The organism is Stenotrophomonas sp. YJH_SMC_123 (assembly GCF_059368215.1).
Genome location: NZ_JCAFRM010000001.1, coordinates 37,825 through 57,564 on the forward strand (window position 1 = coordinate 37,825; position 19,740 = coordinate 57,564).

Below are 19,740 nucleotides of genomic sequence, written 5' to 3' on the forward strand. Positions count from 1 at the left end.
TGGCCACCTTCAGTCCACCGCGACGGTCTGCAGGATCGCCCGCGCCAGTGCCGGCCCGGAGCTGGATTCGGCCTCCGCCACCAGGCGATGGCCGGCCACTGCCACGAACAGGGTCTGCACGTCTTCGGGCACCACATGCCCGCGGCCGAGCAGCAGTGCATGCGCCCTGGCGGCACGCAGCAGGGCCAGCCCGGCGCGCGGTGACAGGCCCACGCGTACGCCGGCATGCTGGCGGCTGCGGGTCAACAGTGCCTGCACGTAGTCGATCAGCGCGTCGCTGGCGTGTACCTGGCCAACGGCTTCACGCAGCGCACGCACCTGGGTGTCATCCAGCTTCGGCACCGCGCGGGCGATCAGGTCGCGGCGATCGCTGCCACGCAGCAGCTCGCGCTCGGCCTGCACGCTCGGGTAGCCCATCGCCAGCCGCAGCAGGAAACGATCGAGCTGCGAATCCGGCAACGGGAAGGTGCCGGACAGGTCGACCGGGTTCTGCGTGGCGATCACGAAGAATGGATCGGGCAGTGGATGCGTCTGTCCATCCAGGGTGACCTGCTGCTCGGCCATCGCCTCCAGCAACGCACTCTGCGTGCGCGGCGGTGCGCGGTTGATCTCATCGGCCAGCAGCACGTGGGTGAACACCGGGCCGGGGTGGAACTGGAACTGGCGGCTGCCGGCCTCGTACACCGATACGCCCAGTACGTCCGCCGGCAACAGGTCGGAAGTGAACTGCACGCGCTGGAAGCTGAGGCCGAGGCTGCTGGCCAATGCATGCGCCAGCGTGGTCTTGCCCAGCCCGGGCAGATCTTCGATGAGCAGGTGGCCGCCGGAAAGCAGGGCGACAAAGGCCAGCCTGACTTCCGGCACCTTGCCCAGTACCAGTGCGTTCACCTGATCCTGTGCCTCCCGCAGGGCCTGGCGCAGTTGATCGGTTAGCATGCTGGGATTGGGGGACGAGGCTGGCATGATCGTCTCAGGTCTGGAATCCACTCGATTATCCATAGAGCAATGCAAGGCGAACAGCGCGCACGGGCAATATTTCTCTGGTTATGGACGCTGATCACAGCGGCCAAGCTGGTGGTGGCTGCACGCCTGCCGCTGTTCGTCGATGAGGCGTTCTATTGGCAGGAAGGCCAGCACCTGGCCGCCGCCTATTCCGACCTGCCGGGGTTGACAGCATGGCTTGCACGCCTGGGCGTGGAAATCGGTGGCCATCACGTGCTCGCATTGCGCCTGCCGTTCCTGGCCATCGGTGCGTTGCTGCCGTTGCTGGTGGTGCGCATCGCCACGCGCTGGTTTGGCAACGTCGCAGGGTGGCAGGCGGGCAGCCTGACCCTGCTGATGCCGCTGTCGGCCACGCTGGGCCTGCTGGCCGTGCCGGATGTGCCGATGGCGCTTGCGGCGGTGATCTGCCTGCACGCCGGTGCGCGCCTGCTGCACAACGTGGATGCGTCGTCGGCGATGAAGCTGGCGCTGGGCCTGCTGATCGGTGCGCTCAGCCACTACCGTTTCATTGGCGTCATCGGTGTCGGCTTCATTGCGCTGCTGGCGCTGCCGCAGGGCCGCCGCATGCTGGCCGACCCGCGCGTATGGGTGGCGCTGGCGGTGGGTGTACTGGCCTGGCTGCCGTTGCTGGCGTGGAATGCGGACAACCATGATGCCGGCCTGAAGTTCCAGGTGGTCGAGCGCCACCCGTGGACGTTCGAGTGGGAAGGGCTGTGGTTCCTGGTGATCCAGCCGATGCTGGTGACGCCGATCCTGTGCATCGCGATGTGGAAGGTCGCCCTGGCGGGTACCCGCAGCGGTGGTGGTGTGCGGGTGCAATGGCGCTATTTCGGCCTGGTGGGCGGGGTGTCGACGCTGGGCATCTTCCTGCTGGGCTTCTTCACCGATGTCGAGCGGATCAGTTTCCATTGGCCGTTGCCGGGCTACCTGGCGCTGCTGGTGGCCGTGCCGGTGGTCCTCAACGGCTGGCCACGCTGGCTGCGCCGCACCGGCTGGTGGCTGGCAGCTGCAGGCACCGTACTGGCTTTCGGCTACTACCTGATGGCGTCCACGCCGGCGCTGCGCGAGCAGATGGCTGGCAGCAAGTACTACCCGCGCAACTTTGCCGGCTGGCAGCCGCTGGCCGTGGCGGTGCGCGACGAACTGCGGCAGATGCCGCCGGGCACGCGTGTGCTGGCGGGCAACTTCAAGGTCGGTGCCGAACTGGGCTTCCAGCTGGGCAACGGTGATATCGAGGTGCTGCCGCACCCGCTCAACGACAAGCATGGGCGGACCGCACAGCTGGCACAGTGGGGCCTGCTGCACGAAGGCCCGCGCAGTGCGCCGATGCTGCTGGTGCTGTCACCCAGCGACCAGCGCTACCGCGATCTGCTGGCGCGCTATCACGCGATCTGCGAGCAGGTGGGGCCGTTGCCGGCGCCGCGCGTGGTCAGCAGCGATCATGGTTTCCAGCGCTTCCTGCTGTTCCAGCTGCCGGTGCAGCGCGCGCAGGGGCCCTGCGTGACGCCGGCAATGGCCTGGCTGGATGCGCCGTCCAACGGTGAGAAGGTCTCCGGAACGCTCGCCATCAAGGGCTGGGCATTCAAGGACGGCGTGGGGTTGGCGCGCATCGAAGTGCTGGTCGATGGCCATTCGATTGGCGATGCGCGCTACGGGCGCATGTTCGACATCCGCCACACCTGGCCGGACAGCACCGATCCGCAACATCCGGCGGTGGGCTTCGACGCATCGCTGGATACCACCACGCTGGCGCCGGGGCGGCATTGGCTTGGCCTGCGCCTGCACGGCCGCGACGGCAGTGTGGAGGCGTGGCAGGAGCAGCCGTTCGAAGTTCGTTGAGGTACCCTGGTCCTGTAGAGCCGAGCCGATGCTCGGCTGCTTCTGCTACAGATGGCGGGCAGCCTCGAAAAAAACGGCCGAGCAAGGGCTCGGCTCCACCGTTCACGGCACCGCGAATCCAGCCCTGCGCAGCAGGCCGCACAGCGCGATCAGTGGCAGGCCGACCAGCGCGGTCGGGTCGCGGTTGTCGATTGCCTCGAACAGGCTGATGCCCAGGCCCTCGCACTTGAAGCTGCCGGCGCAGTCCAGCGGCTGCTCGGCGGCGACGTAGCGGATGATTTCCTGCGGGTCCAGCACGCGGAAGCGTACTTCGGTCAGATCCAGGGTGGCGAGGGATTCTCCATCCCGCCTGAGACTGATTGCCGTGTGAAAGCGCACCGTCTGTCCGGACATCGCCGCCAGCTGCGCACAGGCCGCCTCGGCCGTGCCCGGCTTGCCCAGCGGCTGGCCGTTCAGGTCGGCCACCTGGTCCGAGCCGATCACCCAGGCGCCCGGATGGCGGGCGGCCACGTCGGCGGCCTTGGCGGCGGCCAGGCGCGTGGCCAGGGCCAGCGGGGTCTCGGCGCCCAGAGGGGTTTCATCCACGTCCGGGCGTGCGCAGTCGAAGGGCAGGCCCAGCCGTTCCAGCAGTTCGCGACGGTAGCGGGAGGTGGAGGCCAGGACCAGTGACATGTGACAATACCGGGGCAGGGCGCGGCAGTCTGGCCCCTCCACGGCGCCAGCGGCAAGTGCTGCAGGGCGGGCATTTGACAGCGGGCGGTGCGATCCTTAGTATTCAGCGGCTTATGTCCGCGAACGTGCCCGAAACGCTGGATGCCTGGCGGATGGTTGTAGCGCGAAGGCGCTTCGACGGTCAGGTCTCCCTGGCTGAATTGACCCGCCTGCAGGGGTTGGTCGCAGATACCGACGGCGAGTGTGTCTACTCGCTTGAATTCGGTCGCGACGACGTCTTGCGGGTATCCTATGTGGAACTGACCATCGACACCGCGCTGCCGCTGACCTGTCAGCGCAGCATGCAGCGATTCCTGTTGCCGGTGAAGGTGACCCAGAGGCTTGGCCTGATCCGCGACGAGGACGAGGAATCGTCCCTGCCGGAGGAATACGAGGCGTTGCTGGTGCCGGAAGACGGCCAGCTGCGTCCGCTGGATCTGGTCGAGGACGAATTGGTGCTGGCGGTGCCCGTGGTGCCGCTGTCGCCCGACGGTGAAGCAGTCGACAAGGACTGGGCACCGAGCGAAGAAGAAACGAAGAAGGCCAACCCGTTTGCGGCGTTGGCAGCACTGAAGAAACAATAGCAGCCGGATTGTCGTCGGCGGCTGCGGCGAAAGCGAAAGTGTGCTGGGCGCTGGCGTCCTGCGCGACGATACGACGAAGCAAATCGAACCGAGTTTGGAGCAATCCCATGGCTGTGCAGAAATCCCGTGTCACCCCGTCCCGCCGCGGCATGCGTCGTGCCCACGACGCCCTGAGCGCCAAGCAGCTGTCGACCGACCCGACCACCGGCGAAGTGCACCTGCGTCACCACATCACTGCCGACGGTTTCTACCGCGGCAAGAAGGTCATCCAGACCAAGACCTCGGCTGTCGAAGAAGATTGATGTGCCGGGAAGGCCGCTGCCTCCGGGCAGCGGCCTTTGCCTTCTTTCCCGGGCGTGCCGGTGATCGGCGGCCCGCGCAACAGGAAACATGATGAGCAAGCGGATCTATTCGAGGATCGCGGGCACCGGTAGCTATTTGCCGGAAAAAGTCCTGACCAACGCCGACCTGGAAAAAATGGTCGAAACCTCGGATGAGTGGATCCAGTCGCGCACCGGTATTCGTGAACGGCACATCGCGGCCGAAGGCGAAACCACCAGCGACCTTGGCTACAACGCCGCCCTGCGCGCGCTTGAAGCCGCAGGCATCGATGCCTCGCAGCTCGACATGATCGTGGTCGGCACGACCACCCCTGATCTCATTTTCCCGTCCACCGCGTGCCTGATCCAGGCCAAGCTCGGTGTGGCCGGGTGCCCCGCCTTCGACGTCAACGCAGCCTGTTCCGGCTTCGTGTTCGCGCTGGGTGTGGCCGACAAGTTCATCCGCTCCGGCGACTGCAAGCACGTGCTGGTGATCGGCACCGAAACGCTGACCCGCATGGTCGACTGGAACGATCGCACCACCTGCGTGCTGTTCGGCGATGGCGCCGGCGCCGTCGTGCTCAAGGCCGACGAAGACACCGGCATCCTCAGCACCCACCTGCATGCCGATGGCAGCAAGAAGGAACTGCTGTGGAACCCGGTCGGCGTTTCGACCGGCTTCAAGGACGGCGCCAACGGTGGCGGCACCATCAACATGAAGGGCAACGACGTGTTCAAGTACGCCGTCAAGGCGCTGGACTCGGTCGTGGACGAGACCCTGGCCGCCAACGGCCTGGACAAGTCCGACCTGGACTGGCTGATCCCGCACCAGGCCAACCTGCGCATCATCGAAGCCACCGCCAAGCGGCTGGAGATGTCGATGGACCAGGTCGTGGTGACCGTCGACAAGCACGGCAACACCTCCTCCGGCTCGGTGCCGCTGGCGCTGGATGCCGCGGTGCGTTCGGGCAAGGTCGAGCGTGGCCAGTTGCTGCTGCTGGAGGCCTTCGGCGGCGGCTTCACCTGGGGTTCGGCCCTGCTGCGCTATTGATAGTGCAAGTTACGACAATGTGAAGTCTTGTCGTTACGGCCCCTCCGGGGCCGTAACGCGTTTAAGGAGGACCTGTCATGGTTGAGCCCATCGTCATCGAAGGGCAACGTGCCTGGCTGAAGCAGTACGGCAAGGGAAGCCGGGCAATGGCCTTGGGCCTGCTCAATTTTGTTGCGCGCCGTTTCCATCTGGATGCGCTGCGCCCGCCGCCGCACCGCGGTGGCGACGCCGCACGCGAAACCGAGGCCCGCCGCCTCGCGGAACTGCAGGCGCAGGGTGTGAACGTGCCGGACGTACTGGGCACCGGTCATGCCGCGCTGGTGATCGGCGACAACGGCAGCTCGTTCAATACCTGCCTGCGCGAAGCCGACGAAGCCGGTCGCGATCGGCTGGTGATGGCGGCGATGCTGGCCATTGCTGAAGCTCATGCCCGCGGCGCCTATTTCGGCCAGCCGTTGCCGCGCAACCTCACATGGGATGGCGAGAAGGTCGGCTTCATCGATTTCGAGGAAGATCCGCTGGAAGTGATGGATCTGTCCGAAGCGCAGGCCCGCGACTGGCTGATGTTCGGTTACGGCGTGGCCAAGTACTACGCCGACCGCCCCGGGCACCTGCAGGCGATGATGGCCGAGGCGATGGGTGACGTTCAGGCGCCGGTGCGCGAGCACGTGCATGCGGTCAGCGGCCGCCTGCGCAGCCTGGCACGGGTCTGCATGAAGCTGGGCCGTTCGGCGCGCGCGCTGGCCCATTCCATCTTCATCGCCCACGGCGCCAGCACCGCCGGCGTGTTGATGCTGGTGGGCCTGTGCGTGGATTTCCTCGCCGACGGCGACCTGGACGTCCTGCAGCTGTTCTGCTGATGGCTGACAGGGGTCAGATCCCTTTTCCTGCGGAAAAGGGATCTGACCCCGTTGCGCTTGCCCGGCCGCGCTCCATACGCCTGCATACGCGCACGTACAGACGACACAGCGGATTCGCCCTTATCATGGCCCGCTTCGATTGCAACAAGCGGATGACCGCGTGACCGTATCCACCCTCGCTTTTGTCTTCCCCGGCCAGGGCTCGCAGTCTGTGGGCATGGTGGCCGAGCTGGCCGAACTGCACCCACAGGTGCGTGAAGCCTTCACCGAGGCATCCGATGGTGCCGGCGTCGACCTGTGGGCGCTGTCCCAGGGCGGCCCGGAGGAAATGCTCAACCGTACCGAATACACCCAGCCGGCCCTGCTGGCCGCGAGCATCGGCGTGTGGCGCGCCTGGAACGCCGTGGGCGGTCCGCGCCCGTCGGTATTGGCCGGCCACAGCCTGGGCGAGTACACCGCCCTGGTTGCCGCAGGCGCACTGAGCCTGCATGACGGTGCGCACCTGGTGCGCCTGCGCGGCCAGCTGATGCAGGAAGCCGCACCGGCCGGTGTCGGCGCCATGGCCGCCGTGCTCGGCGCTGAAGACCAGCTGGTGCTGGACGTCTGCGCCGAAGCGGCAGGCAGCCAGGTGGTGGTGCCGGCCAACTTCAATTCGCCGGGCCAGATCGTGATCGGTGGCGACGCCGACGCGGTCGACCGTGCGCTGGCGCTGCTGGCCGAGAAGGGCGTGCGCAAGGCGGTCAAGCTGGCCGTCAGCGTGCCCTCGCACACCCCGCTCATGCGCGAAGCCGCCAACCGCCTGGCCGAAGTGATGGCCGGCCTGTCCTGGCACGCGCCGCAGCTGCCGGTGGTGCAGAACGTCGACGCCCAGGTGCACAGCGGCATCGACGCGATCCGCACCGCGCTGGTCCAGCAGCTGTACCAGCCGGTACAGTGGACCGGGTGCGTGCAGGCGCTGGCTGCCCGTGGCGTCACCCGGATCGCCGAGTGCGGCCCGGGCAAGGTGCTGACCGGCCTGGTCAAGCGCATCGACAAGGCCATCGACGGCCGTTCGCTGGCCACGCCGGGCGACTTCGACGCCGCCCGCGAGGCATGGTCGGCCTGATCCCCCCTGTTCCTGCCGACCGTACCGGTGGCCGCGGCAAGCGGCACGGGTGCGGCGGTCGCCCCAGCCTGAGGAAAACATCATGAGCAAGCCCCTGCAGGGTGAAATCGCACTGGTCACCGGCGCCAGCCGTGGCATCGGTGCCGCCATCGCCGATCTGCTGGCCGCCCAGGGCGCCACCGTCATCGGTACCGCCACCACTGAATCCGGCGCTGCCGCGATCGGCGAACGCCTGGCCGCCCACGGTGGTCACGGCCGCGCGCTGAACGTCACCGATGCCGCCGCGCTGGACAGCGTGCTCGATGGCATCGCCAAGGAATTCGGCCCGATCTCGATCCTGGTCAACAATGCCGGCATCACCCGCGACAACCTGCTCATGCGCATGAAGGACGAGGACTGGGCGTCGATCATCGACACCAACCTGACCAGCGTGTTCCGCACCAGCAAGGCGGTGATGCGCGGCATGATGAAGGCGCGCAAGGGCCGCATCATCAACATCGCATCGGTGGTGGGCGTGACCGGCAATGCCGGCCAGGCCAACTACGCCGCGGCCAAGGCGGGCATCATCGGCTTCAGCAAGTCGCTGGCCAAGGAAATCGGTTCGCGCGGCGTCACCGTCAATGTTGTCGCACCTGGCTTCATCGACACCGACATGACCAAGGCGTTGCCGGAAGAAGCGCGCACCGCGCTGATCAACGACATCGCCCTCGAACGCCTGGGGTCGCCGGAAGACATCGCCCATGCGGTGGCCTTCCTGGCCAGCCCGGCTGCCGGTTACATCACCGGCGAAACCCTCCATGTGAACGGCGGCATGTACATGCCGTAAGCAAGGGGCGCAGGGATTGCGCCGCAAGTGGTTGATCTGCGGAGGTTTTTGCTGCAATGCAAGGCCGCGCCGGTTTCCACTACACTATCCCACGGCCATCGCCTTTGATGGCGACCACTTTTGAACCACAACTCCATCTGGAGCGAGATCCCATGAGCACCATCGAAGAACGCGTCAAGAAAATCGTCGTCGAACAGCTTGGCGTCAAGGAAGAAGAAGTCACCAACAGCGCATCGTTCGTCGATGACCTGGGCGCTGACTCGCTGGACACCGTCGAGCTGGTGATGGCCCTGGAAGAAGAATTCGAGTGCGAGATCCCGGACGAAGAAGCCGAGAAGATCAGCACCGTGCAGGCCGCCATCGACTACATCAAGGCCCACGTCAAGGCCTGATGTCAGACGGCAGTGCGCGCGCGGGCCCACGCTCGCCGCGCACCGCACCCCATGGGGCCGCAGTTGCGGCCCCGTGTGTTTGAGCATCACACCGAAGCAAACCGCGTTGCCCGTTGAAATCAGCCGGGCCAGGAGAATCAGCAATGAAGCGTCGCGTCGTCGTAACCGGCCTGGGTATCGTCTCGCCGTTGGGCAATGATCTGGCCAGCAGCTGGGAAGGCATCACCCACGGTCGTTCGGGCATCGGTCCGCTGACCAACGTTGCGGATGCCTATCTGGATCGGTTCACCACCAAGATTGCCGGTGAGGTCAAGGGATTCGACATCACCGCCGACAATGAACTGTTCGGCAAGTTCCGGGTCAGCGGCAAGGATGCCAAGAAGATGGACCCGTTCATCCATTACGGCCTCGGTGCCTCGTTCATGGCCCTGCACGACTCGGGCCTGGAGATCACCGACGCCAATGCCGAGCGCATCGGCGCCATCGTCGGCGCCGGCATCGGCGGCCTGCTCGGCATCGAAGAGCAGACCATCGAGTTCCACGAGGGCAAGAAGATCTCGCCCTTCTACGTGCCAAAGACCATCATCAACATGCTGCCGGGCCAGCTGAGCATCATCACCGGCCTGAAGGGCCCGTCGTTCTCGGCGGTGTCGGCCTGCGCGACCTCGAACCATTCGATCGGTACCGCGATGCGCATGATCCAGTACGGCGACGCCGACGTGATGGTGGTTGGCGGTGCCGAGCGTGGCTCGTCGCCGACCGCGCTGGGCGGCTTCTGCGCGATGAAGGCCATGAGCACCCGCAACGATGCCCCGGAACAGGCCTCGCGCCCGTGGGACAAGGACCGTGACGGCTTCGTGCTGGGCGACGGCGCCGGCATCCTGATCCTGGAAGAGTACGAGCACGCCAAGGCGCGTGGCGCGAAGATCTACTGTGAACTGGCCGGCTTCGGCGCCAGCTCCGACGCGTACCACATGACCGCACCGAGCGAGAACGGCGAAGGCGCCGCGCGCTGCATGGCCATGGCTATGAAGGACGCGGGCGTGAGCCCGGAACAGGTGGGCTACCTCAACGCGCACGGTACCTCCACGCCGCTGGGCGACCTGGGCGAGACCATGGCGATGAAGACCGCCTTCGGCGACCACGCCTACAAGATGATGGTCAGCTCCACCAAGTCGATGACCGGCCACCTGCTGGGTGCTGCCGGCGGCGTGGAAGCGATCTTCTCGGTGATGGCACTGCAGGACAACGTCATCCCGCCGACCATCAACCTGCAGCAGCCGGGCGAAGGCTGCGACCTGGACTACGTGCCCAACGAAGCGCGCCAGGCCAAGGTCGACGTGGTGATGTCCAATGGCTTCGGCTTCGGCGGCACCAACGGCACGCTGGTCTTCAAGCGCGTCTGACCGAGTTGTAGCGTCGGGCCATGCTCGACGCCGCGTTCTACGGAGCCGCCGCAAGGCGGCTTCCGTGCATCTGAACCCCCGAACTGGCCGCCATGACCCACGCACCGCTGATCCACCCGCTGCCGCACCCGATCGATCTGCTGGCCCTGCAGCAGCATGACCCGGCGCGCTTTCCGCTGCTGATGGAATCCACTGCCTCGGGCACCGCGCAGGGCCGCTGGAGCCTGCTGCTGGCCACGCAGGGCGACTGCCTGCGGCTGGATGCCGATGGCCAGGTGCGCGACCAGCACGACGCGGTGCACGCCGGCAGCTTCCTGCAGGTGCTGGACCGTGCCTGGCAGCGCGAACGCCTGCTGCATGACGGCAGCCACAGCCTGCCGTTCCGCGGCGGCTGGGCGCTGATGCTGGACTACGAAGTGGCCAGCCAGATCGAACCGGTGCTGCCGGCGCGTGCGCGCGAGGACGGTCGCCCGACCGCGCTGGCGCTGCGCTGCCCGGCCGCGGTGCTGCATGACCATCACAACGGCGCCAGCTTCGTCATCGCCGAGGCCGGCGAGCAGGCGTTGCTGGATGCGCTGGTGGCACTGGCCTCGGCCGCGCTGCCCGAGGCCGGGCAGGGCTGGCAGCCGCCGCAGGCGGTGGGCGAGGATGCGCCGCAGCGCTTCACCGACGGCGTGCGCCGGGTGATCGAGTACCTGCGTGCCGGCGACGTGTTCCAGGTGAACCTGTCGCGGCGCTGGAGCGCGCAGTTCGCTGCGCCGGTCAGCCCGCAGGCGCTGTACGCGCAGCTGCGCCGCGCCAACCCGGCACCGTTCGCCGGCCTGTTCAGCGCGCACGGCCGCCATGTGGTCAGTTCCTCGCCGGAGCGGCTGGTGTCGGTGCATGCCGGCCACGCGCAGACCCGTCCGATTGCCGGCACGCGTCCGCGCTTCGAGGGGGACGATGATGCCGCACGCATCCAGGAGCTGGTCGGCCACCCCAAGGAGCGCGCCGAGCACGTGATGCTGATCGACCTGGAGCGCAACGACCTGGGCCGCATCTGCATGCCCGGTACCGTGGTGGTCGACGAGCTGATGACGGTGGAGAGCTACGCGCACGTGCACCACATCGTCAGCAACGTCAGCGGCCACCTGCGCCCGGAGGTCACCCCCGGCGAGGTGATCGCCGCCACGTTCCCCGGTGGCACCATCACCGGCTGCCCCAAGGTGCGCTGCATGCAGATCATCAGCGAGCTGGAGCAGGTGCCGCGCGGCGCCTACACCGGCGCGTTCGGCTGGCTGAACCGCGATGGCGACCTGGACCTGAACATCCTGATCCGCACCGCCGAAGTGGATGGCCACCAGGTCAGCTTCCGCACCGGCGCCGGCATCGTGGTCGATTCGGACCCGGACAAGGAACTGGACGAGACCCGCGCCAAGGCCCGCGGCCTGCTGCGCGCGCTCGGCCAGCAGGGCTGATCCGGTCGGGGTCGGATCCCTTGCGCACCGCGCGAGGGCTCTGACCCCCGCAGTCATGCCGCCGGGCGTTCATCCACGCATGGCGTGGATCTACTGATCGACCGTTGGCCGGCATGCAGGCGCCACCCCGGTCATGACCCCAATCCACCGGCACGGTATCCTGCACGACGGAATCGAGTTCAGAGGTAGTCCATGGCGGGAGCCAAGCGCGGGTGTCTGTTCGTGGTAACGCTGGTGGTGGTGCTGGCTGCCGTCGTGGCCGGCGCGGGCGCGTGGTTCTTCTACCAGCAGACCCGGTTCGCCGACGCCCCGATCACCCCGACCGCCGAGAGCGTGGTCATCGCCAGCGGCGATGGCATGAACAGCGTGCTGCGCAAGCTGCGCGATGCCGGCGTGGACGAGGGCCAGGACACCCAGTGGCAACTGCTGGCGCGCCAGCTCGATGCGGCCGGCAAGCTGAAGGTGGGCGAGTACGCGCTCAGTGGTGAGCTGACCCCGCGCGAGCTGCTGCTTCGCATGCGCGCCGGCAAGGTGCTGCAGCACCGCGTCACGATTGTCGAGGGCTGGAACATCCGCCAGCTGCGTGCCGCGCTCAAGCGCGCCGAGCCGCTGCTGCACACCACCGACAACCTGGATGACGCCGCGTTGATGCAGCGCCTTGGCTTCGGTGGCCAGCACCCGGAAGGCCGCTTCCTGCCGGAGACCTACGTTTACCAGCGCGGCGACAGTGATCTGGACGTGCTCAAGCGCGCCCACGCCGCAATGGAAAAGGCGCTGGACGAAGCCTGGGAAAGCCGCGCGCCGGACCTGCCGATCAACACGCCCTACGAACTGCTGACGCTGGCGTCGATCATCGAGAAGGAAACCGCGCTGGCCAGCGAACGCCCGCAGATCGCCGGCGTGTTCATGCGCCGCCTGAAGATCGGCATGCGCCTGCAGACCGACCCGACCGTGATCTACGGCATCGGTGCCGCGTATGACGGCAACATCCGCCGCCGCGACCTGACCACCGATACGCCGTACAACACCTATACCCGTGCGGGCCTGACCCCGACCCCGATCGCCATGCCCAGTCGCGACGCGCTGATGGCCGCGGCGCAGCCGGCCGCCGGTGATGCGCTGTACTTCGTCGCCGTGGGCGACGGCAGCGGCGCGCACGTGTTCTCGCCCAGCCTGGACCAGCACAACGCCGCCGTAGCCCGCTACCTGCAGCAGCTGCGCCAGCAACGTACCCAGGAGACCCCGGCGCAATGAGTCCCGCGCTGCTTCGCCACCCGCGTTTCGTCAGCCTGGAAGGCGGCGAGGGCGCAGGCAAGACCACCGCCATCAATGCCATCCGTGACTGCCTGCGCCGCCACGGCCACGAGGTGGTGCTGACCCGCGAGCCGGGCGGTACGCCACTGGCCGAGCGCATCCGCGGCCTGCTGCTGAAGCCCGATGCCGAGATCGCTGCCGAACCGCTCAGCGCCGAAGCCGAGCTGCTGCTGGTGTTCGCCGCACGCGCGCAGCATGTGCGCCAGGTGATTCGGCCGGCGCTGCAGCGCGGTGCCTACGTGCTGAGCGACCGCTTCACCGATTCCAGCTACGCCTACCAGGGCGGTGGCCGTGGCTTGGACCCGCAGTGGATTGCCGACCTGGAGCGCCGCGCGGTCGGCCTGCTGCCGGGCCTGACCCTGCTGCTGGATGTGGACGTGGCCGTGGGCCGCGCCCGTGCCAATGGCCGCGACCTGTGGCCGGACCGCATCGAGAGCGAGCAGGACGATTTCTTCCAGCGCGTGCGCGCCGTGTTCCGCAGCCGCGCACAGCAGGACCCGCAGCGCTTCGCGCTGATCGACGCCGGCCAGGTGCAGGAACGCGTGGCCGCCGATGTGGTCGCACATGTCGAGCGTTGGCTGCAGGAAGGGGAGGGCGCATGAGCACGTTTTCGCCGTGGCAGCAGCGCGCGTTCGACCAGACCGTGGCCGCGCTCGACGCCGGTCGCCTCGGTCATGGCCTGCTGATCTGCGGCCCGGCCGGGCTGGGCAAGCGCGAGGTGGCGCTGGCGCTGGCCGACCACGTGCTGGCGCAGGGTGATGCAACGCACGCCACGCGCACGCGCCAGCTGATCGCCGCCGGCACCCATCCGGACCTGCAGCTGGTCAGCTTCATTCCGAACAAGAGCGGCGACAAGCTGCGTACCGAGATCGTCATCGAGCAGGTGCGCGAGATCACCGACAAGCTGGCGCTGACCCCGCAGTACGGCGTGGCGCAGGTGGTGATCGTCGATCCGGCCGATGCGATCAACCGCTCGGCGGCCAATGCGCTGCTGAAGACCCTGGAAGAGCCGCAGCCCGGCCGCTACCTTTGGCTGATCAGCAGCGACCCGGCACGCCTGCCGCAGACCATCCGCAGCCGTTGCCAGCGACTGGAATTCAAGCTGCCGCCGCAGCACGAAGCACTGGCCTGGCTGCAGCAGCTGGGCCACAGTGAAGCATCGGCGCGCGAAGCGCTGGAGGCCGCCCGCGGCCATCCCGGCCAGGCCGACAACTGGCTGCGCGAAGACGGCCTGAGCCTGCGCCGCGAAGTCGGTCGAGATCTGGAACAGCTGGCTGCCGGCAAGACCGGCGCGGTGGAGCTGGCGCAGAAGTGGTGTGGTGATGACAACGCGGCGCTGCGCCTGCGCTTCGCTGCCGATCTGGCGCTGGCCCAGGCCAGCACCGATGCCTTGACCACGCCGGAGCGATTGCACAAGCTTGCAGCCTGGTTCGATGCGGCCAACCGCACCCGCGACCTGCTGCGCACCACGGTGCGTGCAGACCTTGCGGTGGTCGAGTTGCTGCTGGCCTGGAACAAGGTGAACGAGCGGCCTGCCGCAAGGGGAAATCGATGAGTGCCAGCAACGCCCGCCAGGGCATCCTGTCCCTGGCTGTGAAGGACAAAGCCGCGCTGTACAGCGCGTACATGCCGTTCGTGAAGAATGGCGGCATCTTCGTGCCCACGCCCAAGCGCTACTTCCTGGGCGACGAGGTGTTCCTGCTGCTGACGCTGCCCGATTCCAGCGAGCGTCTGCCGGTGGCCGGCAAGGTGATCTGGGTGACCCCGGCCGGCGCGCAGGGCAACCGCACCGCCGGCATCGGCGTGCAGCTGGCCGACGGTGCCGAAGGCGAGGGCGTGCGCCACAAGATCGAGACCCTGCTGGCCGGGCTGACCGGTTCGGACAAACCGACCCATACGATGTGATTCCGGTAGCGTCGGGTCATGCCCGGCTGCGTGCCCCGAAATGCCCGTGAACACGACTGTGAAAAACTGTTGACGGCCTCTGAAAAGCCCCTATAATGAGCGGCTCAGCAACACACCGGGCGGTTAGCTCAGCGGTAGAGCATTGCCTTCACACGGCAAGGGTCACAGGTTCGATCCCTGTACCGCCCACCAAATAGTAGACCTGACTTTTCAGGTGTTATGAAGAAGCCGGCTTTCAGCCGGCTTTTTCGTATGCGCAGAGTAAGTGCATGGAGGTCGTGTCGGCTCCAAGTAACCGGTGACTCGCCGTCAGATGGATATGGGACTCTACTAGCTTACCCTGGCCCGCTTTGACTTTTTCCCTAGCGAAAAGGCTTGTGCGTACATAGTCAAGCAGGTCTCTGCGTTCGATTACCCGCTCCACTATCACCTGTACGCTTTCGTACTCGAAACCCTTCGTGAACTCCACTATCCGTGTCCTTGCAAGTCGATGGTCGAAGTTCGAGGACGTCTGGATGACCGATTTTAGGTTCAGCGCTTTTCGATTCTCATTCGATTGTTGAGCGCAGCCCGACTTCAGAGGCCGATCATCGCCGATTGCGATACCGTCGTCGCTTTACTAGCTCAAATGCAGATATGGCAGCAAAGAAAACTGCATACGCCGCCCACAATCTGAATGATGCGCGAAAGGGATGCGGATTTCCTGATTGAATCGCAATGAAGTAGAGGGCGCCAAGAACGAGAATGCCCCCGGCTTGGTATGCGAGAAAGCCACGTAGTACTGGATTCACTTCTTCTTCTCCATCGTCTTTTGTGCCGCATCTACGGCGGCTCCGGCGGTGCTCTGCCCTAGCTGTGATGCTCCCGCTTGTGTGATCGACTGACGAGGAATTGCGACTCCTGTTGATGCGGTGGTGGAGGCGATGTTCGGGGCGCCGGGAGATGCGGAGCTGCTCAGCCTATTCAGAGCGCCTTTGGCGGCTGGTCCCGCGAAGTCGCCTGCTGCAGCTGCAACACCGGAACCTGCCAGACCACCAACAGCGCCTCCGGTCGCTGCCGTGAGCACTCCACCAGCGGAAATCGGCTCTCCCTTGAGGGCGCTCTCTGCGGCGGCACCGGCGCCGCCAGTGACGAAATTCGCCGCTGCTTGAATGGCAACGGCTCGGCCGACAGAAATCACTCCAGACTCCACGGCTGCGACAGCGATACCGCCCACGCCGCCTGAGACCGAACCCACCCCTGCTGCTATCAATGCCTGCGTCTGATCGATTGGTTTATCCGGATTCATCAGCTTCTGGATGGCAATATTGGACAGGCCCCCCGCTATCGCGCCATAGATGAATGGCAGGGCTGGATTTCGCCCATCTGGATCAGTGAATTTGTACGGATTCCCGTTGGCATACCGATAGCGATTGAACTGGCCTACAGGCTGGTCATACGCTGAGACCGGGTCCACTGAGAGGAAGACTCCCAGCTCCGGATCCATGTATCGCTGTTGCATGTAGCTCAAGCCCGTAGTCGAGTCGCTCACATGCCCTGTGTATCCGGGTCCGTCGGTGACCTGTCCTCCTACCAGGGTCCCATAGGGCTCGTAGTCATAACGCTTTATCACGTTGCCGTTGGCGTCGCTCTCAGCAACAAGGGAGCCAAGGGCGTCGGTATGAATGTAGGTAACCGTCTCCGGACCTTCAGCGTTCGCGGATGGAGGCAGGCCAAGCCCAATTGGCAGCGCAATGTGTAGCCAAGTACTTGCTGCAACCAGTGTTCGGAGACGAACTCCAACCCTTGATGCGCAGGCGGATTCATCGCCCGCGTTCCTTTTGAATGTATGCATCCTTTCTTTCCCCGAAAGCGCTGTCCAAGATGACTTGACTAGGCAGTATGACCGTGGCGTTCGTGCACCGATCCGAGTGGATCATATACCGCAATGGCCGCCTTCGCTGGGTAGAAGAGCCGCGTCCATCCCTGTGCCACCTACCATGTTGCAGAACAAAAAGGGCCTCCAGCAATGGGCCATCTTTGCTGCGCGTGCATCAGCCAGGTCTTCCTGCCGCGAATCCCATGGCATGGCCTAGCCCATCCTGTGCAGCGCGCGCGATCTGGCGTGCGGCAACGATCAATCCGTCCCGATGGAAGTCACCGAGTTGATCCTGCGGATCGCCATCCAGGCGCGCACGTTCGGCGGCATGCAGTAGATCCAGTACGGCATTCAAAGCGGCCAGCGAGCGGTCGAGCGAGCCGAAGCCTGTGGCGCTGAGTGTCTGCGGGGTACATGCGCGCCCGGCTTGGTCATCACCGGCGCGGATGGCATCGAGGCAGGAAAGGAACGTTGGGCGCGAAGGCGGCAGCAGTCGCTCCGCTAGAGCGCATTCGATCTCACGCGCAAGGTCTTCGGGCACGTCGGCTGCGACGTCGCCGATAAGCGCGTGCAGGCGGGGATGGATGGCGGTTCGGTTGGTCATGGCGAAACCCTCACTGGCGTAGGGCCACCTTCTGGAGTGAAGGTGGCGGACGGTGCGGGTTGGCGTGCCAAGGCAAACAAGCTTCAAGGGAGAAGAACGCCTGGCGGATCTTGCGATCCCCACGCACCGCCCGCCATTGAGGGCAGTCGGTGCATTCTCTCAACTGCGATTTCTCTCGCAGTCCTTGAAGCCTGTTCGTTTATTCGAGACGCCAATCCCGGCCAAGGCGTCTTGCCTCGGCGCGGCGATCTTCAAGCCGGGCCATCACATCAGTCTGTAAGGAAAGTTCTCAACTGGCCCTAGGCAGGCCAGACGTTTTCCGATGTGTGCCGTCGGACACCTGCGAGTAGTGCGGCCCATCACTGATGGCGCACATCGCCGCCCCTGCCGACCGTGCACGAGACGACTCCAGAGCGGCGCCGCCACGGCAATCGCGTCACCCTGCGCGGCGATGAGCAGAAGAAGGCGTTGTACCTGGGCATTGCCGATGGCCTGCATGCGGCGGTGGGTATCCGCCGCGAGGATGTGTTCATCAACCTGGTGGAGGTGAAGAAGGAGAACTGGTCGTTTGGCAATGGGCAGGCGCAGTACGTGAGTTGATGCGGGAACGGTGCCTGCGCCTCACGCGGTTTGGTCAGGCCATGCGCGGCGACGCCTGCTGTTGTGCCTGTTGCTCGTCCTGCGCCAGCCGGCTTGCGTCGCGGGATTGCTGCTGCACGTTGACCTGCTGATACAGCGTGTCCGCGTCGCCCTGCTGCGTATCGAGCAGGGACAGGCGCTGGCGATTGGCGGCAGGGTCCGGCGAGGCGGTGTCGCCGCTGCGATGCAGGAATACGTAGCCGGGTGCCTCGGCGGTGCTGTTTGAACTGAATGCCACCTGCAGCGTGTCCTTTTCGCTGAAGCCGGCCTGCACCGCCGCGTGGGTCAGATGGCCGGCCAGTCGTTCGTGCTCCTGTCCGGGGGGCAGTCCCTGCTGTTCGCTGGCCTGGGCGAGTGCGGTACGCACTTTCTGGTCCAAGGCATGAAGGCTGTGCCCCGGTGCGCGCGCGTCCGCAGCCAGACGCTCGCCCAAGGGGCCATCAATACCATCGGTTTCGCTGAGCAGACGCTGCTTCAAGCTGCGCTCGGGCAGGGGATGGGTGGTGGTGCGGTTGAGTTCGCTGTTGGGGAAGGGCGGTTCAATGCTGTCCACGCCATGGATGTTGCGCAGGGGGCGATAACCGTCCTTGCCCTGTGACTGGACGCCCAGCGGAATGCGGACGTCTGGCAGCAATTGGCCGACGGGGCCGCCGATGCTGTTCACGTCCAGGCTGTGCTTGCGCTGGATGCCGGCATGATTCAATGCGTCCCAGGTGAAGTCCACGCAGTTGTGACGCACGTCGGCGTAGTGCTTGCTGAAGCCGTGCGCCACTGGATCGTCGCCGAACGCCTTGAGCTTGTTGTACTGGGCTTCGGTGATTTCGATGGTACGGACATGGGCGGGGTCCTTATAGACTTTCACGTCGTCTCTGACGATGCGCCCGGGACCATTCATGCTGCCATGCTCGACGGGTGCGAAGCCGAAACTCTGCGCCGCTTTACCTGGAGCGTGCAGAACGTAGAACATGTGGCCAGGCCCGGAAGTATCAGGAGTGCCATCGGGCGTCAGCTGCTGCTTTCCCGAATCGGGATCGAGCAGTGGGGTGCCGGGTGCGGCAATGACAATGTCCAGGCTGTAGCGGGGCTTGTTCATGGAAACTCCTTCGTTCCTTCGAATGAATGGTGTCACTTCCCTGCAGGACGCGAGGCGTGCACGACTAGCCTTGCCGAATAGTCTTGCAGTCCTGATATGGCATGGACCGTTTGAATCTGCAGCCGGTATCTGCTGTCGAGCTCCAGCGGCAGCGCTGTCACGTTCAGGAGGTAGCTGCCGTCGCTGCCTGATGCGAGCGAGGCATAGCGCCAGCTCTCAGAGTGGTGCCACGAGGGGAGCGGCTCAACACCGTTGCGCGCGCGTGCCTGATAGCTGTCCTGTGTTGCAATCTCCTGCCAGGTAGTACCTTCCCGACGCTGCAGGGATACTTCGAATGGGATGTTGATACTTGCTATATCGGGCGTGCCCGTTGTAGCTGGACTTCGCCGCTGCAGTTCCAGTTCCACCGCATAAGTGCGGTAGCTGGCAAAATTGCGCGCCGTGGTTTCGAACTCGAACTGCACCTGTTGGCCCGGCGTGTCCACGGCGATGGGCTGTGAGAGTTCCAGCGGCTCTGGCGGTGGGGGCGGGCCCTTGTCGGCACAGGCGGCAAGCAACGCGGTCAGGCCGAGCAGGCTGATGCGCAGCCGGTGTGTGATGCGGGTGGTCATGCGGATCCCTCTGGCTCCTTGCCGTGGCCATCTGAACCCTAACGTTGGCGAGGCGGGGCCTGCAAGCGTAGGGACCACGGTGCGGTGCATTCACATGTCGCCGCTGGAGGCGAACCCCTGCGTCACCGTGTCGCAGGGGCCAAACCCTGAACGAGGTCCAAGG

At 65.7% G+C, this 19,740-nt stretch carries 20 protein-coding genes, 1 tRNA gene and 1 pseudogene; 16 read left to right on the forward strand and 6 right to left on the reverse strand.

Going from position 1 to position 19,740, the window contains the following annotated elements:
- Positions 1-9: 9 nt before the first annotated feature.
- Complete coding sequence (locus tag AC5P5W_RS00165) at positions 10-963, reverse strand: AAA family ATPase (RefSeq protein WP_032958559.1); 954 nt, start codon at positions 961-963, stop codon at positions 10-12.
- 42 nt (positions 964-1,005) lie between these two features.
- Between AC5P5W_RS00165 and AC5P5W_RS00170 the strand changes: the two genes are divergently transcribed.
- Positions 1,006-2,841 (forward strand): glycosyltransferase family 39 protein, encoded by a 1,836-nt coding sequence (locus tag AC5P5W_RS00170; RefSeq protein ID WP_046429196.1) that lies wholly within the window; start codon positions 1,006-1,008, stop codon positions 2,839-2,841.
- 102 nt (positions 2,842-2,943) lie between these two features.
- Here AC5P5W_RS00170 and AC5P5W_RS00175 read toward each other — a convergent pair whose 3' ends face one another.
- Positions 2,944-3,513: a Maf family protein gene (locus AC5P5W_RS00175; RefSeq protein WP_197574232.1), complete on the reverse strand. Its 570-nt coding sequence runs from the start codon at positions 3,511-3,513 to the stop codon at positions 2,944-2,946.
- A gap of 113 nt (positions 3,514-3,626) precedes the next feature.
- Between AC5P5W_RS00175 and AC5P5W_RS00180 the strand changes: the two genes are divergently transcribed.
- The 14 genes from AC5P5W_RS00180 to AC5P5W_RS00245 all read left to right on the forward strand — a co-directional run bounded on the left by AC5P5W_RS00180 (position 3,627) and on the right by AC5P5W_RS00245 (position 14,964).
- Entirely contained in the window at positions 3,627-4,136 is a 510-nt protein-coding gene (locus tag AC5P5W_RS00180; protein ID WP_049404889.1) for a YceD family protein, read from the forward strand.
- Positions 4,137-4,243: 107 nt separating this feature from the next.
- Positions 4,244-4,438, forward strand: a complete 195-nt coding sequence (rpmF, locus tag AC5P5W_RS00185) for a 50S ribosomal protein L32 (protein WP_004154640.1) — start codon at positions 4,244-4,246, stop codon at positions 4,436-4,438.
- Between the two features lie 91 nt (positions 4,439-4,529).
- Positions 4,530-5,507: a beta-ketoacyl-ACP synthase III gene (locus AC5P5W_RS00190; RefSeq protein WP_014646186.1), complete on the forward strand. Its 978-nt coding sequence runs from the start codon at positions 4,530-4,532 to the stop codon at positions 5,505-5,507.
- 77 nt (positions 5,508-5,584) lie between these two features.
- Positions 5,585-6,367: a BUD32 family EKC/KEOPS complex subunit gene (locus AC5P5W_RS00195; protein WP_014646187.1), complete on the forward strand. Its 783-nt coding sequence runs from the start codon at positions 5,585-5,587 to the stop codon at positions 6,365-6,367.
- A 160-nt stretch (positions 6,368-6,527) separates the two neighbouring features.
- Complete coding sequence (gene fabD, locus AC5P5W_RS00200) at positions 6,528-7,472, forward strand: ACP S-malonyltransferase (protein ID WP_197574233.1); 945 nt, start codon at positions 6,528-6,530, stop codon at positions 7,470-7,472.
- Positions 7,473-7,554: 82 nt separating this feature from the next.
- Entirely contained in the window at positions 7,555-8,298 is a 744-nt protein-coding gene (gene fabG, locus AC5P5W_RS00205) for a 3-oxoacyl-ACP reductase FabG (protein WP_005408312.1), read from the forward strand.
- Between the two features lie 152 nt (positions 8,299-8,450).
- Positions 8,451-8,690, forward strand: a complete 240-nt coding sequence (gene acpP, locus AC5P5W_RS00210; RefSeq protein WP_005415509.1) for an acyl carrier protein — start codon at positions 8,451-8,453, stop codon at positions 8,688-8,690.
- A gap of 143 nt (positions 8,691-8,833) precedes the next feature.
- A complete protein-coding gene (fabF, locus tag AC5P5W_RS00215) occupies positions 8,834-10,096 on the forward strand; it encodes a beta-ketoacyl-ACP synthase II (RefSeq protein ID WP_134808562.1) in 1,263 nt (420 codons plus the stop codon).
- Positions 10,097-10,188: 92 nt separating this feature from the next.
- Positions 10,189-11,553, forward strand: coding sequence for an aminodeoxychorismate synthase component I (locus tag AC5P5W_RS00220; RefSeq protein ID WP_164077249.1), 1,365 nt, complete (start codon positions 10,189-10,191; stop codon positions 11,551-11,553).
- A gap of 192 nt (positions 11,554-11,745) precedes the next feature.
- On the forward strand, positions 11,746-12,807 hold the full coding sequence (mltG, locus tag AC5P5W_RS00225; protein ID WP_046429210.1) for an endolytic transglycosylase MltG: 1,062 nt from the start codon (positions 11,746-11,748) through the stop codon (positions 12,805-12,807).
- Positions 12,804-13,469 (forward strand): dTMP kinase, encoded by a 666-nt coding sequence (gene tmk / locus AC5P5W_RS00230; protein WP_111205522.1) that lies wholly within the window; start codon positions 12,804-12,806, stop codon positions 13,467-13,469. The genes mltG and tmk overlap by 4 nt, the downstream gene beginning before the upstream one ends.
- On the forward strand, positions 13,466-14,422 hold the full coding sequence (locus AC5P5W_RS00235; RefSeq protein ID WP_046429215.1) for a DNA polymerase III subunit delta': 957 nt from the start codon (positions 13,466-13,468) through the stop codon (positions 14,420-14,422). The genes tmk and AC5P5W_RS00235 overlap by 4 nt, the downstream gene beginning before the upstream one ends.
- Entirely contained in the window at positions 14,419-14,772 is a 354-nt protein-coding gene (locus AC5P5W_RS00240; protein ID WP_005412452.1) for a PilZ domain-containing protein, read from the forward strand. The genes AC5P5W_RS00235 and AC5P5W_RS00240 overlap by 4 nt, the downstream gene beginning before the upstream one ends.
- A 117-nt stretch (positions 14,773-14,889) precedes the next feature.
- Positions 14,890-14,964: transfer RNA gene (locus tag AC5P5W_RS00245), tRNA-Val, on the forward strand.
- A 595-nt stretch (positions 14,965-15,559) separates the two neighbouring features.
- On the opposite strand, the gene AC5P5W_RS00250 is transcribed toward AC5P5W_RS00245, so the two are convergent.
- Both AC5P5W_RS00250 and AC5P5W_RS00255 read right to left on the reverse strand, forming a co-directional pair.
- Positions 15,560-16,606, reverse strand: a complete 1,047-nt coding sequence (locus AC5P5W_RS00250) for an RHS repeat-associated core domain-containing protein (RefSeq protein ID WP_080052965.1) — start codon at positions 16,604-16,606, stop codon at positions 15,560-15,562.
- A gap of 199 nt (positions 16,607-16,805) precedes the next feature.
- Positions 16,806-17,234: a hypothetical protein gene (locus tag AC5P5W_RS00255; RefSeq protein ID WP_014646194.1), complete on the reverse strand. Its 429-nt coding sequence runs from the start codon at positions 17,232-17,234 to the stop codon at positions 16,806-16,808.
- A gap of 453 nt (positions 17,235-17,687) precedes the next feature.
- Between AC5P5W_RS00255 and AC5P5W_RS00260 the strand changes: the two are divergent.
- Positions 17,688-17,834: pseudogene (locus AC5P5W_RS00260) on the forward strand (tautomerase family protein); the annotation flags it as partial.
- 34 nt (positions 17,835-17,868) lie between these two features.
- On the opposite strand, the gene AC5P5W_RS00265 reads toward AC5P5W_RS00260, so the two are convergent.
- Positions 17,869-18,966, reverse strand: coding sequence for an XVIPCD domain-containing protein (locus AC5P5W_RS00265; RefSeq protein ID WP_014646196.1), 1,098 nt, complete (start codon positions 18,964-18,966; stop codon positions 17,869-17,871).
- 32 nt (positions 18,967-18,998) lie between these two features.
- On the reverse strand, positions 18,999-19,577 hold the full coding sequence (locus AC5P5W_RS00270) for a hypothetical protein (protein WP_032958533.1): 579 nt from the start codon (positions 19,575-19,577) through the stop codon (positions 18,999-19,001).
- Positions 19,578-19,740: the final 163 nt, after the last annotated feature.

Bases quoted from the DNA above. Each gene is read 5' to 3' on its own strand.
- AC5P5W_RS00165 (WP_032958559.1), bottom strand. From the start codon at position 963: ATGCCAGCCTCGTCCCCCAATCCCAGCATGCTAACCGATCAACTGCGC.
- AC5P5W_RS00170 (WP_046429196.1), top strand. From the start codon at position 1,006: ATGCAAGGCGAACAGCGCGCACGGGCAATATTTCTCTGGTTATGGACG.
- AC5P5W_RS00175 (WP_197574232.1), bottom strand. From the start codon at position 3,513: ATGTCACTGGTCCTGGCCTCCACCTCCCGCTACCGTCGCGAACTGCTG.
- AC5P5W_RS00180 (WP_049404889.1), top strand. From the start codon at position 3,627: ATGTCCGCGAACGTGCCCGAAACGCTGGATGCCTGGCGGATGGTTGTA.
- rpmF (WP_004154640.1), top strand. From the start codon at position 4,244: ATGGCTGTGCAGAAATCCCGTGTCACCCCGTCCCGCCGCGGCATGCGT.
- AC5P5W_RS00190 (WP_014646186.1), top strand. From the start codon at position 4,530: ATGAGCAAGCGGATCTATTCGAGGATCGCGGGCACCGGTAGCTATTTG.
- AC5P5W_RS00195 (WP_014646187.1), top strand. From the start codon at position 5,585: ATGGTTGAGCCCATCGTCATCGAAGGGCAACGTGCCTGGCTGAAGCAG.
- fabG (WP_005408312.1), top strand. From the start codon at position 7,555: ATGAGCAAGCCCCTGCAGGGTGAAATCGCACTGGTCACCGGCGCCAGC.
- acpP (WP_005415509.1), top strand. From the start codon at position 8,451: ATGAGCACCATCGAAGAACGCGTCAAGAAAATCGTCGTCGAACAGCTT.
- fabF (WP_134808562.1), top strand. From the start codon at position 8,834: ATGAAGCGTCGCGTCGTCGTAACCGGCCTGGGTATCGTCTCGCCGTTG.
- AC5P5W_RS00220 (WP_164077249.1), top strand. From the start codon at position 10,189: ATGACCCACGCACCGCTGATCCACCCGCTGCCGCACCCGATCGATCTG.
- mltG (WP_046429210.1), top strand. From the start codon at position 11,746: ATGGCGGGAGCCAAGCGCGGGTGTCTGTTCGTGGTAACGCTGGTGGTG.
- tmk (WP_111205522.1), top strand. From the start codon at position 12,804: ATGAGTCCCGCGCTGCTTCGCCACCCGCGTTTCGTCAGCCTGGAAGGC.
- AC5P5W_RS00235 (WP_046429215.1), top strand. From the start codon at position 13,466: ATGAGCACGTTTTCGCCGTGGCAGCAGCGCGCGTTCGACCAGACCGTG.
- AC5P5W_RS00240 (WP_005412452.1), top strand. From the start codon at position 14,419: ATGAGTGCCAGCAACGCCCGCCAGGGCATCCTGTCCCTGGCTGTGAAG.
- AC5P5W_RS00250 (WP_080052965.1), bottom strand. From the start codon at position 16,606: ATGCATACATTCAAAAGGAACGCGGGCGATGAATCCGCCTGCGCATCA.
- AC5P5W_RS00255 (WP_014646194.1), bottom strand. From the start codon at position 17,234: ATGACCAACCGAACCGCCATCCATCCCCGCCTGCACGCGCTTATCGGC.
- AC5P5W_RS00265 (WP_014646196.1), bottom strand. From the start codon at position 18,966: ATGAACAAGCCCCGCTACAGCCTGGACATTGTCATTGCCGCACCCGGC.
- AC5P5W_RS00270 (WP_032958533.1), bottom strand. From the start codon at position 19,577: ATGACCACCCGCATCACACACCGGCTGCGCATCAGCCTGCTCGGCCTG.